Genomic DNA, 17,241 nt, shown 5'->3' with positions numbered 1-17,241 from the left:
TGGAGCCACGCACGAACCGCGGCCGTGGCGCCGCGCCCAGGCCGCTCGAGCGCGCCGGCTCCAACCACCGCCATACCGTGCGCTCGGCCACGCCGACACTCGACGCCGTCAGCTGCACATGCGCCGAACTCAACCGGCCGGCCGCGTCCAACTCCAGCAGCCGGCGCACCGCCGCTTCGCGCAGCCCCCGCGACCCAGCGGAACGCGACGCCACCGCCGCCTCCCACCCCCGGTTCCGAGCCAGCACGAATGGCGCCCACGATCATCAATCGACCGAGAACTTGCTGCACCCACCGTCCCATACTGACAGCAGCTGAAAGATCCACTGACAGCAGGCGAGAGACCCCAGCCGAACGACGTGCCGCCGTCCTCCACAGCGGACCGCGCCCATGACGAGGAGCTATTGGTCGGCAACACCATCTGCGCGGCGCGGTCTCATCTGATCGCCACGCACGCGTACCCTGCCCGCGTGGATGCTGGGGAATTCATTGCGTTGGGTGCGGCCCTGCTCGCTGCGGTAGTGGCCATTGCGGTACCGGTTTGGACTTTCAAGCGGACCCTTGAGCTCGAACGCATCAAGTGGGTGCGAGACCAACGTGCTCAGCTGTACATCGACATACTGGCGGAGGCGTACGCCGAGAAGCAGTGGTTCCTCGACCTTATGACGCGCCGGGAGATCACCCTCATCGAGGAGAGGGACGGTGAAGAACGGCGCGGGCCCAGCCAGGCGGATTTCCCGCCGGGACCCGACCTCCGGCTCGGCCCGGTGGAGCGCTCCAAGCTCGGCGCCCGCGGCGCGTTGTTCGCCAGCGCCGAGGTGTCGAAGGCGTTCAACGCCTTCAGCGGAGTCCTCGGCCGGTGCTCGCTGATCCAGCCGCAGTCCGAGGCCGAAGCGCATATCGCCAATGTCCAGGCTGATGAGCTGTTCGATGCGCTCTCGACCGCGATCCGCAACGAACTGGGCGCCGGCGCGAAGCTGAACCTCGCACAGCCGACGGCGGACGACGCCAAGAGCTGACCGTTCTCGGCGGCTCTACTGACACCCGCTGAGAACGGGCCGCTGGCAGTCAAGCGAGAATCTCAGGGCCTACGCGTCAGAGTGACGGTTAGGGAGAGTCGTCTCAGGGGAAACACCATAGACACTCTTATCGGTACACCTCCTGTAGACATGATTGTCATTCTTGGGTCGCATTTGCCAAAGCCTGCTCGGTGGGCCTTCTGAGCCTTGGTCCGTCCCCTCCGCGTCGACCAGCCGGAGCGCGACCTTGCCGAGGTCGCCCTCGTCGGGATGGAAGCCGTGCTGGAGCACCCACATGCCGACCGTGTGCCCCTTGCCTGGCTCGGTCCGGCACCGGATCGAGCGCGGTGACCGCCCAGTTGCCGGCGTACGCGGGAGCCGGGGCCAGGACCATTCCGCCGATCAGCCCGAGCAGCGCGGTGGCCAGTACGGCGAGAACGCTTCGGGTACGCCTGTCCACCACCTCCACCAACGACGAGCCGCCGGCCGCGGCTCCGGTTCCGCCGGCGTGCCGCGACACGGGTGTCGCCCTGCCGGGACGCCACGAACATTCCCAGACAGCCTTCCCGGTCATGTCGAAGCGCCGCCGCCGGCTAGCCATCTACTTTGGATGTAAGCGGCGGTCCGGCGGTAGGTGGTGGCCGCCGGGTCACGGGGCGTCGCCCGGAGCGCGTACCCTCGGCCGGGTGATCCGCAGGACGGCGCTTACCTCGCTGGCGGCGCTGACGGCGGTCGCGGTCGGCGTCGGGCTGGCCGGATGCGCCGCCGGATCGACCGGCCCGGCGCCGGTCTGGCGCGGGGCCACGCCGGGTCCGACGCCGTCCGCCACCGGCACCGCGACGCCTGAGCCGAGCGCGCCGGTCGAGGTGCGGCTGGCCTTCGCCGGTGACGTCCACTTCACCGGCCGTACCCTGCGCCTGCTCGACGATCCGGAGACGGCCTTCGGGGCGATCGCGTCGACGCTGCGCGACGCCGACGTCACGCTGGTCAACCTGGAGACGGCGGTGACCGATCGGGGCACCCCGCAGCCGAAGACGTACCACTTCCGGGCTCCGAAGACCGCCTTCGCGGCGCTGCGTGCGGCCGGGGTCGACGCGGCGTCGATCGCCAACAACCACATCCTCGACTACGGCCAGCAGGGGCTCTCCGACACCCTCGACGCCGCGACGGAAGCCCAGTACCCGGTGTTCGGCGCGGGCCGCGACGCCGACGCGGCGTATGCGCCCTGGTTTACCACCGTACGAGGGCTGCGGATCGCGGTGCTCGGCATGTCACAGGTGCATGACCTGGCCGGGTCGTGGCGGGCGACGGACACCCGACCGGGGGTGGCGATGGCGTTCGATCCCGCCCGGGCCACCGCCGCGGTGCGTTCGGCGCGGGAGCAGGCCGACCTGGTCATCGTCTTCATGCACTGGGGCGTCGAGGGAAATTCGTGCCCGAGCGGGGAGATGAAGACGTTCGCCGGAAGGCTGTCCGCGGCCGGCGCCGACATCGTGGTCGGTACGCACGCGCACACGCTGCTGGCCGACGGCTGGCTGGGCCAGACCTACGTGCACTACGGACTGGGCAACTTCCTCTGGTACGGCAATTCGCACAGCACGGACTCCGGCGTGCTGAACCTGGTCGTACGCGACCGGACAGTGGTGGACAGCCAGTTCGTCCCGGCGGCGGTCTCCGGTAGCGGCCAGCCGGTGCCGGCCACCGGGGTTGGCAAGCAGCGCATCCTCGACAGGCTCGCCACCGCACAGCGGTGCACCGGCTTGGCGGCGAAGCGCCCCGGATAGCGCGGCGGACAGGGCCTGGCCGCCCCCACCACATCGAAGACCTCATCGACAAGATCAAAAAACGCAACGCCGACATGGCTACCGCGAAAGCCAGCCCCGACCCCGCCCACCCGCGCCAGCGTGAGAGGAGTGCGACCCACCGGGCCTGCCACCATCGCGCGTATCCGCGCGACCCTGCGCAAGGCGTTCAACGACGCCCTCGCCCGCGAGGTGGTCAGTGGCATCCCGAACCCTGCCACCCTGGTCAAGACTTCCAATGCTCGGGCCAAGCCGATCGTGTGGGAACCGGAACGGGTCGAGAGGTGGAGGGCCACGGGTGAGGTCCCCGGTCCGGTCATGGTCTGGACCGACGACCTCCTCGTCCAGTTCCTCGACTACGCCCCCGACCTGCACCCCCTACTGCATTTCATGGCCTACCGTAGACCCCGCCGCGGTGAAGCGTGCGGCCTCCTCGACGCCGAAGTCCGCCTCGGCAAGGCCGAGGTCAGCATCGTCAACCAGATCGCCACCCGCGGCTACGAAACCCGCCAGAAACGGCCCAAGAGCGACGCCGGCAACCGCGATGATCCCCGACCCCGACCCCGTCGCCGTGCTCACCGCCTACAAGGCCCGCCGCGCCGCCTGGCGCCTCGCCGCTGGCACAGGCTGGCCAGACACCAGACTGTTCTTCGTCCGCGCCGACGGCAAACCCTGGCACCCCGACCCCGTCACCCAACGCTTCCGCCGCCTCGTCAAACGAGTCGGGCTGCCACCCATCCGCCTGCACGACCTGCGCCACGGCGCCGCCACCCTCGGGCTCGACCTCCGGCGTCGACATCAAAGTCGTCTCCGGCCAACTCGGCCACTCCACCACGACACTCACCCGCGACACTTACCAGAGCGTCGTCAAGCGGCTGCACCATGAAGCCGCAACCGCCGTCGCCGACAGGATCAAGAACAAGCGGCGCCGTACCGCTTGAGCGACCGACCTGGGTGATGGGTTGAAATATCGGCTCAGGGGGTCTGCGGTACTTTCTTCACCAACACCAATCGGTGAACAGGTGGAGTTCCTGCCGCGTTGCCGGACGTCTTACATGAGGCGACAGCCGGTATCCACATTGGAGGCCATGATTTGATGAGTTCCTACACCATCACCATCGCCGCTGACGATCCCAGTCGAGCGATCACAACCCTGAAGGTCGAGGTGAACGACACCACCCCGCGCATCACCGAACTAGTCGTTCGCGCCGGGCAGGGGGACGGGCTGACCGCGGGCCAGATCCCCGCGGTCGACCTGGACCTGCTCTTGAGGGCGATCGCGCCCGCCGCCGGTGGGCGGCAGGCGATAGCCACGCCGCCCATTGCCGTATCCGACGAGGCGCCCGCAGCCGGCGCCGTGCCCATCGGCGACGGTGAGCCCGCCGCCGAGCCGACGGCGGTCCAGCCCACCGCCCCTACCACGGGTGCGGATGAGCCGGCTACGAGTAAGCCTGTGGAAGCTGGTGCGGTTGACGTCGTGGTGCCTAAGCAGGCGTCACCGGCGACCAGGGCAAGCAAAGCGAAGAAGGCCACCCGGGCTTCAGGCGCCGGCGCGACCCACAGCCGAGCGGGCAAGCCGAAGACCGCAACGGGCGCCAAGGCCACGACTACGGCGGCGAAGGCCACGAAGCGGATCGCCAACGGCGGATCCTCCGCAGGCGAGGGACGGGTGTACCGGCGCTCACCGGCCGATCTCGAAGCGGTCTACCAGCAGGCCGGCAGTGTGACGGCTGTCGCCGACCATTATGACGTGCCCCGGCACACCGCCCAGGGGTGGATCCGCACGCTGCGCCGCCGGCAAGCCGGGCCAATTTCTGAGTAGGGAAACGGTTACCGGGTCGGAACGGGCCAACAGGGGTGTCGCTTCAAGGCGCGGGATAAGACCTGACGGCGGGTGTTCTGCCCTCCAGCCCCGGCCAGGTCGGGTCGGGTCGCCACGTTGGGCGGGCCGCCGCTACCGCGGGATTCTTGAACACCACGCGCCCAGCGCGCTGGATAGGTGCGTCCTGCGTGGGTCTGCCGACCGACGGGTGGGGACCGGGCACCGGTGCGGCCTTCGACAGTGCCGATCAGCGGGCCTTCTTCGTCGCGCGCTTGCGGGGCGGCGTCAACAGGTCGGCGATCGCCGCGATCGCGGACGGCACCAGGCGGTAGTACGCCCAGACGCCGCGCTTCTCGCGCTCGAGCAGGCCGGCCTCGGTGAGGATCCGAAGGTGATGACTCACGGTCGGCTGGGAGAGACCAAGCGGCGCGGTGAGGTCACTTACGGACGCCTCGCCCTCCGGAGCGGACTGGATCAGACTGAGTAGTCGCAGTCGGGCCGGGTCGGCGAATGCCTTCAGCACTCCCGCGAGCCGCTCGGCATCGGCACGCTTAATCGGCTCGCCAGCAAGCGGCGAGATAGCAGGCATTTTTGCAGTTCCCACGCCCTCCATCGTTCCACCAACACCATCGATAGGCCGGTGGAACCGGGACCAGGACCCCGATGGCCAGCAGTCCGGGCGGTGTTGGTACACCCCCTGGTCGCGTCCACGCCGGTGTGCCACCGCGGGCGTGATCTCGTACAGGCAGGCCTGCCACAGGACGGTTTCCCCGCCGCCGGGGACGATGTGCCCGTCCACTTGGCCCGCCGCGCAGCAGCACGTCCACCCATTCGACGGTACGTGTTCTCTGGGCAGGGGCGTGCGCGACGAGCACCCTATATGCCCAGGCTGGCAAGGGTTGCGGATGCGGGCCGGGGTCCGCTCGTTAGCTGCGTACGCGTGCAGCCGGTCCCCGCGCCGCTGCTTGACGCGGGGACCGGTGGTCGGTGGCCTGCGGCTGGGGCTGCTCCACCTGCGTGTGGCCGTGGCCAGCAGCCGGGCGGCGGCCTCGCCGACCAGCTCAGCTTCGCCGTCGAGACCTTGGCGCACCACCGGCGGTCCCCAGGCTGTGGACAACCGCGCCCGCTGATGCTCCTGTAATGCAAGCCGGGCTGGTCAGAGCTCTGCGAGGGCTGTGGATGACGGGGGCCGGATGCGCAGGGATTCCAAGATCAGCGGGTAGACCTGACGCGCGATGTACCGCTTCAGACATCGGGAGATGTCTTTGTTGCTCAGTCCTTGCTCGCGTCGGCGCTCGACGTAGGTCTGCGTCTCGGGATGGCAGCGCATCCGGTTGACCGCCACGATGTAGAGCGCCCTGTTGGCCATCCTGTCCCCGCCTCGGTTGAGGCGGTGCCGGTCGGTGCGACCGGAACTGGCGGGGATGGGTGAGACCCCGCAGAGTGCGGCGAACGCCCGCTCGTCGCGGATCCGCTCCGGGTTGTCGCCGGCGGTGATGAGCAGCTGCGCGGCGACTTCAGGGCCGACTCCGGGCAACTCCAGCAGCTGCGGGGCGGCCTGCTTGAGCAGCACCTGCAGGTCGACGTCGGCGGCCCGGATCTCGCGGTCCAGGTCGATGATGCGACGCGCCAGCCGACGGATCGCGGTCTTGGTCGCCGCGATCGGGTCGGCGATGTCCAGGGCCGGCCGCAACGCGGCAGCAGTCATGATCAGCTCCGAGTTGCGCAGGTCCAGCAGTTGGGTGCGCAACGGTTCCGGGGCGGTGCGGACCATGCCGACCAGGGCGTTGAGCGCCGCGGTGCGCGACTTCACCGCTGAGGTGCGGGCCACGCGGATGACCCGGATGGCCTCCACCTGCCCGTCTCGGTTCTTTGGGGTGGTGGACGCGGTGCCGGCCAGCACCGCCCGAGCGGCGGCTTCGGCGTCGATCGGGTCGGACTTGCCGCGCTGACGGCGCATCTTGCGGTTGGGCCGGTCGACCTCCACGAGATGCACGCCCTGGGCGCGCAGGTAGCGGGCCAGGCCGACGCCGTAGCTGCCGGTGCCCTCGATCCCGATCGACCGCACCGGACCGTGTTCGCTCATCCACGCCAGCAGCGCCCGGTAGCCAGCCACCGTGGTGGGGAACTGGCGATGGCCATGCATCCGGCCGACCTCGTCGATGACCACGGCGGTGTGGGTATCGGCGTGGGTGTCAACGCCGCCGATGACTTCGAACTGGTGATCTGTCATGGTGGGAGTGCTGTCCTTCCAGGTGACCAACCGGGGCAGCACGCACCGTCGGGCGGACGGACAGCACGGTGATGGGACCTCTTGCACAGGCTCCTGTCAGGTCACACCCGTCCGTTCGGCGCGTGCACCCGGCGCGGCCGACAAATCAGGCGAAGGGCAGCCGAGGCGCCAGGTGGATAAAGAGTCAGACCAGCGCCGGGAGCACGACGATCATGGCCGACCGGGCGGGACGAAGCATCTCACCGTGGAAAACGCCCTGATCATGGACGAACCTGCTAGCACCCCTGGGACCTGCGCTTTGTCGCCATGCTTGCGGACCGTGGCCCACGAGCGAGTAGCGCAAGAACCGCCAGAGGGTCCGTTCGCGGCCTGCCGCTGAAGTCATGGTGGGGGAGTAGCCGGCCGTGGGCAGTCCGCGCAGGTCGGCGTTCCCCTGGTGGGGCTGGCTGAGCGTGGGGCGTAGGTGGCCCGACGCGCCGCGGGCGGCGACGTGATCAGCGTCCTCCCTCGCTGGCTGGTCGAACGCCACCGGTGGCACGAGCCGCGGGCGGATTCGTTGTCGCGGATCTCCGCCCGAGACGGCCTCCTGCGTACCCACGATGACGTGGGGGACGAATGATGAGACGCGTTCACGGCTGGCACGGGCGGAGCTGGAGGTGACTCCCGCCCCACCGCGGGCAAGCGCGGCGGCGGCACCCGTGCTGCGTCGGCCGGTCGCGCCGATGCTCGCGGCGCCGGTCGACGCGGTGCCCGAGGGCCCCGGCCTGGTGCACGAGCCGAAGTGGGACGGGTGGCGGGCGATCGCCTTCCGCGAGACCGACGGGGTGTACCTCCAATCGCGGGCCGGCCGGAACCTGACCACCTACTTCCCGGACATCACCCGCGCGATCCGGACGGCCATCCCGCCAGGCGTGGTCCTCGACGGTGAGCTGATCGTCTGGGAGCGTGGCCGAACCAACTTCGCGCAGTTGCAGCGGCGCGTCACCGCCGGCCGCGCCCTGCTGCGCCTGGCACGCGAGTGCCCCGCCCACTACGTGCTGTTCGATCTGCTCGCGGAGGCTGGAGGACAGGTGATCCTGGACCTGCCGCTGTCGGAGCGCCGGGCACGGCTGGAGCAGCTGCTCGCCGGCGCGCCGGCGCAGCTCACCCTGACCCCGCAGACGGCCGACATGCGGCAGGTGTCGGACTGGTTGCTGCACTGGACCGTCGCGGCGGGCATCGAGGGCGTGGTGAGCAAGCGGCTAGCCGGCCGGTACGAGCCCGGCCGGCGAGGCTGGTCGAAGTTCCGGACCCGGATCGTCACGGAGGCCATCGTCGGTGGGGTGACCGGCAGCATCAGCAGCCCGGAGACCGTGCTGCTCGGCCGATTCGACCGGCGGGGACGGCTGCGATACACCGGCCGCACCCACCCCCTGACCACCATCCAGGCCGTGGAGCTGGCCGCGCTGCTCGCGCCGCCGCGGCTGCCGCGCCGCGGCGTCGTGGCCCACCCGTGGCAGCAGCCGCTGCCGGCGTCCTGGTCGGGCCAGTTGGACCAGCCCGAGCCGCTGCGGTACGTACAGGTGGAGCCGACCGTGGTGGCGGAAATCGAGGCCGACGTGGCGTTCGAGCACCAGCGGTGGCGCCATCGGGTGCGGTACGCCAGGGCCCGGACCGACATGTCGGTCTACGACGTGCCGCTGCTCCTTGGCGAGGGTGAAGACCCGTTCGGGACGCCGAGCGGCTGACGGGCGGATCCGGCGACAATCCCTGGCTGGCTTCACAACCTCAGTCACCCAGGTTGAGGACGGCCGTCTACGCCCTCGGCGACCGCTGGCCGTCGCTCTATGGCCCGGTGAAGCGAGCGACGACCGGGGCGTGGTCGGGCACGATGGCAGCCTCGCGGCTTCGGGTGGACACGCCGATGGAGGTGATGTCGTCGACGAGGGAGTCGATGCTGACCAGGCGCAGCTGTAGGTCGCGGGTGGCGAGGATGTGGTCGATGAGCTCGCCGTGGCGCTGGTAGATGCGGGAGTAGGCGCGGGCTGGGGGTAGGCGGCGTCCGAGGTTGTACAGCCGGATCGCGTCGCCTTTGTCGGGGCGGTGGACGTCTCCGTCGGCGGGTCCTTCAAGCAGAACGGTGGTGACGGCGTCGGGTCCGTCGTTGAGGTCCCCGCACAGGATCGTTGGCATGCCGGGCTGCCCGTTGACGGCGGCCGCGGTGAGGACGTCGTTGAGGTGTACGCGCAGGGCGACGGCTTCGGCGGTACGGCGCAGCAGGGCGTAGCCGGCGCCGCGGGCGCGCTCGTCCTCGTTGCGCGGATAGCGTCGTCCGCCTGGGTAGGTGAGCAGTTTGCTCTTGAGGTGAGCGGTCAGCAGCCGCAGGCCGGGCCCGCCGCAGTCGACGTGGACCTGAACCGCTCCGCGGCCCAGGTGCGTGAGCGTTCCGCCGTCGACGTCGGGGACCGCCGGCAGGCCGGCCTGCGGCAGCGCGATGATTTGCGCTTCCTCGGTGAGGGCGTGCCGGGCGAGGAGGGCGACGCGGATTCCACGGCCGTCCGGGTGGGCGGACACGACCGCCTGCCAGGGCTCGCCGAGGGCGGCCCGGAGATCTTCAGCGGCTGCCGAAGAACCGATCTCTTGCAGGGCGACGACGTTGGCACCGGTGCCGGAGATGAGCCCGGCCAGGTAGGCGAGTTTCGCGGCGTAGGTTTCCGCGGCTGAGGGGTCGGTGTCGTCGGGCCGGAACAGGTTTTCCACGTTCCACGTCATGACGATCAGGTCGTTGGCCACCGTCGCTCCCTGCATTCAGGTCCGCTACCAGGCTCAACGTCGCACTGTAGGCCGCCGGGAGATCCTCGACTGCCGCTACGTCGCCATGTCGACAGCCACGAGCAGGCCAGCTGCAAGAGGGCCGCGAGGTGCTGATGGGCCCAGTGCCGGGACAGGGGCGTTGAATTCAGTCTTCGCGGAAGTGCCTCCACCCCTTCACAAGGACGACCTTCGATGGACATGATCGTTGGAGATGGTCGTGTCCACCACGGTTTCCCAGGAGGCCCACATGCGAGACACCCAGATGTCCACCCGATCCTCCCTGCGGCGACGTGTCGCCGCGACGGCCGTCGCCGCGCTCGCCGGCGCGTGCTTGGTGGCCGTGAACGCGCAACCAGCCGCGGCCACGCCTCCGGGAATCCCCTCCAAGGCGACGGCACAGTCACAGCTCAATGCCCTGACGGTGGCGGCGCAGGGCTCGACCAGCGGCTACTCCCGCGACCTGTTCCCGCACTGGATCACCATCAGCGGCACCTGCAACACCCGCGAGCAGGTCCTCAAGCGCGACGGCACCTCCGTCGTGGTCGACAGCTCGTGCGCTGCCACCTCCGGCCGCTGGTACAGCCCCTACGACGGCGCGACCTGGTACGCGGCCTCGGACGTCGACATCGACCACGTCGTGCCCCTGGCCGAGGCGTGGCGCTCCGGCGCCAACTCCTGGACCACCAGCCGCCGGCAGAGCTTCGCCAACGACCTGACCCGCCCTCAGCTGATCGCGGTCACCGACAACGTGAACCAGGCCAAGGGCGACCAGGACCCGTCCACCTGGCAGCCGCCGCTGACGTCGTACCGGTGCACCTACAGCAAGATGTGGATCACCGTGAAGTACAGCTGGGGCCTGACCCTGCAGTCGTCGGAGAAGTCCGCCCTGCAGGGCATGCTCAACACCTGCAGCTCCTGACCGCGCGGTTCCGGCCGGCGGCGCTGCCCTCTCGGACGCGACCGCCGGCCGGAACCTGAGCCGTCACTGGGGCGGGGACGAGGTGGCACCGCCGGCTTGCTTGCGCCAACTGCCGCCGGCGTCGGCGGCGAGGAGACGCTGGACCATCGCGAGGGCTTCCGGCTCGGTGTCGAACTCCCACCGCAGCGCCCGACCGGTCTCGCTGTCCCCGGCGCGGGCGACGACCTTCCACCGGACTTCGCGGGTCAGCCACACGTCGCGGCGGCCCAGGCGCCCCCAGATCCCGTTCCACCATCTTGCCGCCACGTCCTCCACCACGGCATCGTACAAGTGTTCGACTGGCGTGTGTCAGCTAAGTCGGTGGTCGAGGGCGGTGTGGCGGCGTCCGGCGCCGACAGTGCGTACGGCGGCGGCGAGGGCGCGGCGCGAGCCGACAAGGACGACGAGGTTCTTGGCGCGGGTGACGGCGGTGTAGAGCAGGTTGCGTTGCAGCATCATCCACGCGCTCGTGGTCAGGGGGATGACGACGGCGGGGTATTCGGAGCCCTGTGAGCGGTGGATGGTCATGGCGTAGGCGTGGGCGAGTTCGTCGAGCTGGTCGAAGTCGTAGTCGATGCTCTCGTCCTCGTCGGTGCGCACCGTGAGGGTTTGCTCGTCGGGGGGGAGAGCGGTGACGATGCCGAGGGTGCCGTTGAAGATGCCGGCTTGGCCTTTGTCGTAGTTGTTGCGGATCTGGGTGACCTTGTCGCCGATGCGGAACACCCGCCCGCCCATTCGTCGCTCTGGCTGGCCCTCGCGTTGGGGGGTGAGGCGCTGCTGGAGCAGGGTGTTGAGGGTGCCGGCTCCGGCGGGGCCGCGGTGCATGGGGGTGAGGACCTGCACGTCCCGGCGCGGGTCGAGCCCGAAGCGCGCCGTTATGCGAGTGCAGGCGATGTCGACGGTGAGCGCGGCGGTGGCGTCGGTGTCGTCGCAGGCGAACAGGAAGAAGTCCGACATGCCCTCGAGGAGGGGCGGGCGGCCGGCGTTGATGCGGTGGGCGTTGGTGACGACGCCGGACTGGGCGGCCTGGCGGAAGATCTGCGTCAGCCGAACCCTGGGGATCGCCGGGGCGGTGAGCAGGTCGCGCAGGACTTCCCCGGCGCCGACGGAGGGGAGTTGGTCGACGTCGCCGACCAGGAGCAGGTGCGCACCGGGGGGTATGGCTTTGACGAGTTTGTTGGCCAGGATCAGGTCGAGCATGGAGGCCTCGTCGACGACGAGCAGGTCCACGTCGAGGGGGTTGTCCCGGTCGTAGGAGGCGTCCCCGCCGGGGCGTAGTTGCAGCAGCCGGTGCACGGTGGCCGCGGGGTGGCCGGTGAGCTCGGCCAGGCGTTTGGCGGCGCGGCCGGTCGGGGCGACGAGGGTGACCTTGGCTTTCTTGGCGGTGGCGAGTTCGACGATCGAGCGGACGGTGAAGCTCTTGCCGCAGCCCGGCCCGCCCGTCAGCACCGCCACCTTTGACGTCAGCGCCAGGCGGACGGCCTGTTCCTGCTCCGGGGCCAGGTCGGCGCCGGTGCGCGCCTTCAACCAGGCCAAGGCCTTGCCCCAGTCGACGCCGGCGAAATGGGGCAGCCGGTCGGCCCGGTCGTTGAGCAGACGCAGCAGGGAGCCTGCAAGGGACTGCTCGGCGCGGTGGAACGGCACCAGATACACCGCCTGCACCGGCTCCCCGTCCGGGCCGGGCAGCGTCTCGCGGACGACGCCCTCGTCGGCGGCGAGTTCGTCGAGGCAGCGGGTGACGAGGTCCCCGGGCACGTCGAGGATCCTCGTGGCGTCGGCGACGAGCTGCGCGGCAGGCAGGTAGCAGTGGCCGCTGTCGGTGGCCTCGGACAGGGTGTACTGCAGGCCGGCCATGACCCGCTGGGGGCTGTCGTGCGGGATCCCGACGGCCTGGGCGATGGTGTCGGCGGTCTTGAACCCGATGCCCCACACGTCCGCCGCCAGCCGGTACGGCTCCTTCGTGACCACGCCGATGGAAGCGTCGCCGTACTGCTTGAAGATCCGCACCGCCAGGGACGTCGACACCCCGACGCCTTGCAGGAAGACCATCACCTCCTTGATGGCTTTCTGCTCCTCCCACGCCGCGGTGATCTTCGCCGTGCGCTTCGGCCCCAGCCCCGGCACCTCCACCAGCCGGGAGGGCTCCTCCTCGATCACCTGCAGGGTGTCCAGGCCGAAGTGAGCGACGATCCGCTCGGCGAACACCGGCCCGATGCCTTTGACCAGGCCTGAGCCGAGGTAGCGCTGGATGCCCTGGATCGTGGCCGGCAAGACGGTGGTGTAGGAGTCGACCTCGAACTGCCGTCCGTACTGCGGATGCGACGACCACCGCCCGGACAGGCGCAGACTCTCCCCGGGCTGCGCGCCCAGCAGCGCCCCCACCACGGTCAGCAGGTCGGAGCTGCGACGCGTTCATCTACCACGTCACCGACGAGGAACTGCTCACCCTCGCCCAGCAGGCCAGCGAGCAGCAGTGGGCAGTGGCGCACCTACGGGTGCACGGCGACCTGCTCGTGTTCAGCCAGCACCAGCCACCGGATCGGCCACAGACTGCTCGTCGGCAGGAAGGCGGTCGCCGTGCCTGAGCACATCCCTGCCCCCGACGAGCCGAACCAGTCGCACAACGGCATGACCCGCGAGGTCTACCTCGGTCGCCACCGCGCCTACGACGGCCGCCACCGCGCCGAGCCGGACCCAGACGGCCTGTCAGTGTGGGCCACCGCCCAGCACACGGGACCCGTGCAGCGCCGTGGCCGGTACGTGCCCGAGTCGGTCAAGCACCCGGCCCGCATGCTGCCGGCCATCGCCTCGCACGCCGTGCACGCCTACACCCAGCCAGGGGACCTGGTGCTGGATCCGATGTGCGGCATCGGCACCACCCTCGTCGAGGCCGTCCACGCCGGCCGCGACGCCATCGGAGTGGAGTACGAGTCGCGGTGGTCGGACATCGCCGACGCCAACATCACCCACGCCCACACCCAGGTAGCCACCGGCCGGGCCTCGGTAATCCGCGGGGACGCCACTCGGCTGCGGTCCCTGCTGCCCGCCGCCCTCGCCGGCCAGGTCGCCCTCGTGGTCACCTCACCGCCGTACGGGCCGACCGTCCACGGCCTCGTCCGGCCCGGCGCGGACGGGGTGGCGAAGTTCGACAACGCCTACAACGACGGCACCGACAAGGGAAACCTCGCCTACCGCGACCTCACAGGTCTCACCGACGGCTTCGAACAGATCCTCACCGGCTGCGCGATCCTGCTCCGCCCCGGCGGCACCGTCGTGGTCACCGCAAGGCCGTGGCGCAAGAACGGCCAACTCGTCGACCTGCCCTCCGCCGTCATCGCCGCCGGCGTCCGCGCCGGCCTGACGCCGACCGAGCGGTGCGTCGCCCTCCTCGCCGCGGTCCGCGACGGGCACCTCGTCGCCCGCCCGTCGTTCTTCCAACTCCAAGCCGTCCGCAAGGCCCGCGCAGCCGGCACGCCACTGCACCTGATCACGCACGAAGACGTCCTGATCCTCACCAAGGCGGCACAGTCCGACCCGCTCGGGGCCGCCGATGACTGACAGCCAGGCCATCACCATCGGCGTGCACGGGGGGTGGCGTGAGTGACCACCGCCTGGGGCCCCGAATCGGATCGTTGTGCACGGGGTACGGCGGCCTCGACATGGCCGTCGAACTGGTGCTCGGCGGCCGGCTCGCCTGGTACGCCGAAACCGACCCACACGCCCGCACCGTCTGCGCACACCACTGGCCGCACGTGGCCAACCTCGGCGACATCCGCACCATCAACTGGACCCACGTGCCGCTCGTCGACGTCCTCACCGCCGGGTTCCCCTGCCAGGACATTTCCAACGCCGGCAAACGCGCCGGCATCACCGGCCCCCACTCCAGCCTCTGGCACCACATCACCACAGCGATTCGCATACTTCGACCACCGCTCGTGTTCGTGGAGAACGTGGCCGTCCTCCGGCGGCGCGGACTCGACGTCGTCCACGCCGACCTGGCCACGCTCGGGTACGACACGAGCTGGCTATGCCTACGCGCATCCGACATCGGCGCACCCCACCGACGCGACCGACTGTTCCTGCTCGCCACCCGAAGCGGGGGAGAGGCTGCGGACGCTGCCCACACCCTGCGCCCGTGACGGCAAGGGGCCCGGCCACCAGCACGGACTGCCCGACGTCATCGAACCCCACGGCACCCGGCATAACCTTCTACCGACCCCACGCGCCAGCGACACCGGCACCTCAGGCCGTCGCGCCGGCACAGGCTTCCGGCCGCCCCTGTCACAAGTACTGCTGCCCACCCCGCGTGCCACCGACGGGCAGAAAGGCTGCCCAGGGCAACGGGGCTCGCACGGGGACCTCACCTTGCCGTCAGCGGCCGTGCGTTGCGTACCACATCGCCTACCGACGCCCCGGGCCTCCGACGCGCACGGCCCCGGCCGCCACGGCGACGGCGGCGCGAACCTGCGCACCACCGTCGCCCAGCTCACCAGCGGAAGCCTCGGCACACTCGACGAGACCACCTGGGGATCTACGCCCCCGCGATCGCCAGCTGGGAAATACTGATCGGCCGGCCCGTCCCCGCACCCACCCAACCCGGGCAGCACGGCAAACCCGTCCTCGCGCCGCCGTTCGTGGAATGGCTCATGGGCCTACCCGAACACTGGGTCACCAACCCCACACTCGGACTGCCCCGCACCGCCGCGCTGCGCGTCCTCGGCAACGGCGTCGTCACCGCCCAAGCGGCAACCGCCCTCCGCCTCCTGCTGCGCCGCCACCACTGAACCCTGCCGCACCACGTGGCTCTTCGCGGACGGCCCCACGCTGCCCGCGAAGAGCCACCCGTGCTGGCCCAGGCCCCGTCACCCACCTCGACTCGAGGAAGCCGCATGCAATCCACCCCGCCTCGACCCCGACGCCGGCTACCGCCACCCGCGCCCCCACCCGCCCACGTAACCGGTCACAGCGACGACCAAGAACCGCGTCTCTACACCCCGTCAGAAGCCGCAGCACGACTGCGCGTCACGGAATCCTGGCTGCGCCGCCGCGCCGGCCGCCGCCAGATCCCCTGCACCTTCCTCGGCAAGCACCTGCGCTTCTCCGCCGCCGACCTCGCCGCCATCATCGCCGCCGCCGCGGAACCCGCCACCGGACGGCGCCCCACCCGGCGACGCCCACGACCGCCTACCACCACCGACTTGCCCCACGCCGGAAGTCACGCGTCCATCACCGACGCACCGCACACGAACCGATCGGAGGAATAGCCATGGCCTGGGTGGAAAAGCGCGGCATCAAATTCCGCGTCCGCCTCCGCATGCCCGACGGCACCGTCACCACCGACTCCGTCCACGACGTACGCGCCGACGCCGTAATCCGCGCCAAAGAGATTGACGTGGAAGTCGCCCGCGACACCTTTATCGACCCCCGCGGCGGACGCATCCCCCTCGCCGACTGGGTACCGATCTGGCAGTCAACACACCAGGCATCCCCGGCCACCTGGTCGGCCTACCGCAGTCATCTGCGGCTGCACATCCTGCCCGCCCTCGGCCCGCTGCCCCTGGTCGACATCCGCCGCCAACACGTCAAGACGCTCGCCGTCGCCCTCGGCAAGCGCCTGTCACCCCGATCCGTCACCGACGTGATCATGGTCCTGTCGATGATCCTGCAGGAAGCGGTGGAAGACCGCCGGATCCCGCTCAACCCCTGCCGCGGCATCCGCATCCCCAAAGGCATCCGCGCCGAACGACCCCACGCCACCGCCGAGCAGGTCACCGCCATCGTCGCCCGCCAACCACGGGCCTGCGACGGGCTGATGATCCTCACCGCCGCCTACACCGGCATGCGATGGGGAGAACTCGCCGGCCTCGCCCGCGACAACCTCGACCTCACCACCGGCAGCATCTACGTCCACCCCGGTGTCGGCGCGCTGCACGAAGTCGACGGCAAGCTGTACCTCGGCCCACCCAAAACCAACGACTCCGTCCGCCACATCCGGCTACCCCGCTTCCTGACCAACCTCCTCGCCACCCACCTCGCCGATCATCCCCACGCCACCGTCTTCCCCGGCGCCCGCGGCTACCACCAACGCCGCTCCAACTTCAACCGCCGCGCCTGGACTCCCGCCGTCGCGGGCAAGCCGAACAGAGGAATCCCGCCGATCCTGCCCGGCATGCACTTCCACGACCTACGCCACACCCACAAGACCTGGCTCATCGAAGACGGCATCCCCGAGATCGCCCAAGCTCGCCGCCTCGGACACCGCCTCGCTGGTGTAAGGGGCATCTACAGCCACGTCACCGAACCCATGATCAACAATCTCACCGAAGCCTTGCAGCACCGTTGGGAAACCACCCAACCCGATAGCCCCGACACGGTCGTCCGCCGGCTGCGCCCTGTCGCATGACAGGTCAGACCGGTCGAGGGCGAAGCCATCAGACGCGCTCACGCCTGCCGCACCTGTCGCGCAGCCTGCGTCCGAAGTCGCCCGCCACGGTGCGCCCGTCACAAACACCGGAGATGCCTCCGGCGAGGGCTCTGTCTCACGTGCTGGGGCCGCCCCGGCTGGGACTGGCCGGCGGCAGGCATCCGCCGTCGCCTGCCACAGCCTGACCGGCA

15 protein-coding genes and 2 pseudogenes are annotated in these 17,241 nt (G+C 70.2%); 11 read left to right on the top strand and 6 right to left on the bottom strand.

The genetic code is table 11. The features are described from left to right. Positions 1-469: 469 nt before the first annotated feature. Positions 470-1,018, top strand: coding sequence for a hypothetical protein (locus GA0070624_RS27305; RefSeq protein ID WP_141715193.1), 549 nt, complete (start codon positions 470-472; stop codon positions 1,016-1,018). A gap of 686 nt (positions 1,019-1,704) precedes the next feature. Further along, positions 1,705-2,802 carry a CapA family protein gene (locus tag GA0070624_RS27300; RefSeq protein WP_141715192.1) on the top strand — a complete coding sequence of 366 codons (1,098 nt, stop codon included), beginning with the start codon at positions 1,705-1,707 and terminating at the stop codon, positions 2,800-2,802. A 396-nt stretch (positions 2,803-3,198) separates the two neighbouring features. Here GA0070624_RS27300 and GA0070624_RS35070 read toward each other — a convergent pair whose 3' ends face one another. Then, on the bottom strand, positions 3,199-3,399 hold the full coding sequence (locus GA0070624_RS35070) for a hypothetical protein (protein WP_176731901.1): 201 nt from the start codon (positions 3,397-3,399) through the stop codon (positions 3,199-3,201). 460 nt (positions 3,400-3,859) lie between these two features. Between GA0070624_RS35070 and GA0070624_RS27290 the strand changes: the two genes are divergently transcribed. Next, positions 3,860-4,642, top strand: coding sequence for a hypothetical protein (locus GA0070624_RS27290; RefSeq protein WP_141715191.1), 783 nt, complete (start codon positions 3,860-3,862; stop codon positions 4,640-4,642). Positions 4,643-4,889: 247 nt separating this feature from the next. On the opposite strand, the gene GA0070624_RS27285 is transcribed toward GA0070624_RS27290, so the two are convergent. Both GA0070624_RS27285 and GA0070624_RS27280 read right to left on the bottom strand, forming a co-directional pair. After that, positions 4,890-5,255 carry an ArsR/SmtB family transcription factor gene (locus GA0070624_RS27285; protein ID WP_091349914.1) on the bottom strand — a complete coding sequence of 122 codons (366 nt, stop codon included), beginning with the start codon at positions 5,253-5,255 and terminating at the stop codon, positions 4,890-4,892. A gap of 543 nt (positions 5,256-5,798) precedes the next feature. Then, positions 5,799-6,875: an IS110 family RNA-guided transposase gene (locus GA0070624_RS27280; RefSeq protein WP_091348255.1), complete on the bottom strand. Its 1,077-nt coding sequence runs from the start codon at positions 6,873-6,875 to the stop codon at positions 5,799-5,801. A 656-nt stretch (positions 6,876-7,531) separates the two neighbouring features. Here GA0070624_RS27280 and GA0070624_RS27270 point away from each other — a divergent pair. After that, positions 7,532-8,602, top strand: a complete 1,071-nt coding sequence (locus GA0070624_RS27270) for an ATP-dependent DNA ligase (RefSeq protein ID WP_245719028.1) — start codon at positions 7,532-7,534, stop codon at positions 8,600-8,602. A 97-nt stretch (positions 8,603-8,699) separates the two neighbouring features. On the opposite strand, the gene GA0070624_RS27265 is transcribed toward GA0070624_RS27270, so the two are convergent. Continuing rightward, entirely contained in the window at positions 8,700-9,647 is a 948-nt protein-coding gene (locus GA0070624_RS27265) for an endonuclease/exonuclease/phosphatase family protein (protein ID WP_091349912.1), read from the bottom strand. 268 nt (positions 9,648-9,915) lie between these two features. Between GA0070624_RS27265 and GA0070624_RS27260 the strand changes: the two genes are divergently transcribed. Further along, positions 9,916-10,587, top strand: coding sequence for an HNH endonuclease family protein (locus tag GA0070624_RS27260; protein WP_091349907.1), 672 nt, complete (start codon positions 9,916-9,918; stop codon positions 10,585-10,587). A gap of 63 nt (positions 10,588-10,650) precedes the next feature. On the opposite strand, the gene GA0070624_RS27255 is transcribed toward GA0070624_RS27260, so the two are convergent. Beyond that, positions 10,651-10,902 (bottom strand): hypothetical protein, encoded by a 252-nt coding sequence (locus tag GA0070624_RS27255; RefSeq protein WP_091349904.1) that lies wholly within the window; start codon positions 10,900-10,902, stop codon positions 10,651-10,653. A gap of 33 nt (positions 10,903-10,935) precedes the next feature. Beyond that, positions 10,936-13,038: pseudogene (gene recD2 / locus GA0070624_RS27250) on the bottom strand (SF1B family DNA helicase RecD2); the annotation flags it as partial. On the opposite strand from recD2, the pseudogene GA0070624_RS36150 reads away from it, so the two are divergent. From GA0070624_RS36150 to GA0070624_RS27220, 6 genes and pseudogenes are all read left to right on the top strand, one after another. Beyond that, a pseudogene (locus tag GA0070624_RS36150) lies at positions 13,032-13,211 on the top strand (hypothetical protein); the annotation flags it as partial. The pseudogenes recD2 and GA0070624_RS36150 overlap by 7 nt on opposite strands. A gap of 43 nt (positions 13,212-13,254) precedes the next feature. Then, a complete protein-coding gene (locus GA0070624_RS27240; protein WP_091349900.1) occupies positions 13,255-14,184 on the top strand; it encodes a TRM11 family SAM-dependent methyltransferase in 930 nt (309 codons plus the stop codon). Positions 14,185-14,222: 38 nt separating this feature from the next. Then, positions 14,223-14,765 carry a DNA cytosine methyltransferase gene (locus GA0070624_RS27235; RefSeq protein ID WP_091345734.1) on the top strand — a complete coding sequence of 181 codons (543 nt, stop codon included), beginning with the start codon at positions 14,223-14,225 and terminating at the stop codon, positions 14,763-14,765. 507 nt (positions 14,766-15,272) lie between these two features. Continuing rightward, positions 15,273-15,410: a hypothetical protein gene (locus GA0070624_RS36145; RefSeq protein WP_245719026.1), complete on the top strand. Its 138-nt coding sequence runs from the start codon at positions 15,273-15,275 to the stop codon at positions 15,408-15,410. A gap of 105 nt (positions 15,411-15,515) precedes the next feature. Continuing rightward, positions 15,516-15,890 carry a helix-turn-helix domain-containing protein gene (locus tag GA0070624_RS27225; RefSeq protein WP_091345733.1) on the top strand — a complete coding sequence of 125 codons (375 nt, stop codon included), beginning with the start codon at positions 15,516-15,518 and terminating at the stop codon, positions 15,888-15,890. Between the two features lie 2 nt (positions 15,891-15,892). Continuing rightward, positions 15,893-17,029, top strand: coding sequence for a tyrosine-type recombinase/integrase (locus tag GA0070624_RS27220; protein WP_091345732.1), 1,137 nt, complete (start codon positions 15,893-15,895; stop codon positions 17,027-17,029). Positions 17,030-17,241 lie beyond the last annotated feature (212 nt).

The organism is Micromonospora rhizosphaerae, from assembly GCF_900091465.1.
GTDB lineage: Bacteria > Actinomycetota > Actinomycetes > Mycobacteriales > Micromonosporaceae > Micromonospora > Micromonospora rhizosphaerae.
Note: the sequence above shows the minus strand (reverse complement) of the source record. Positions and strands in the feature narration are given on the sequence as shown.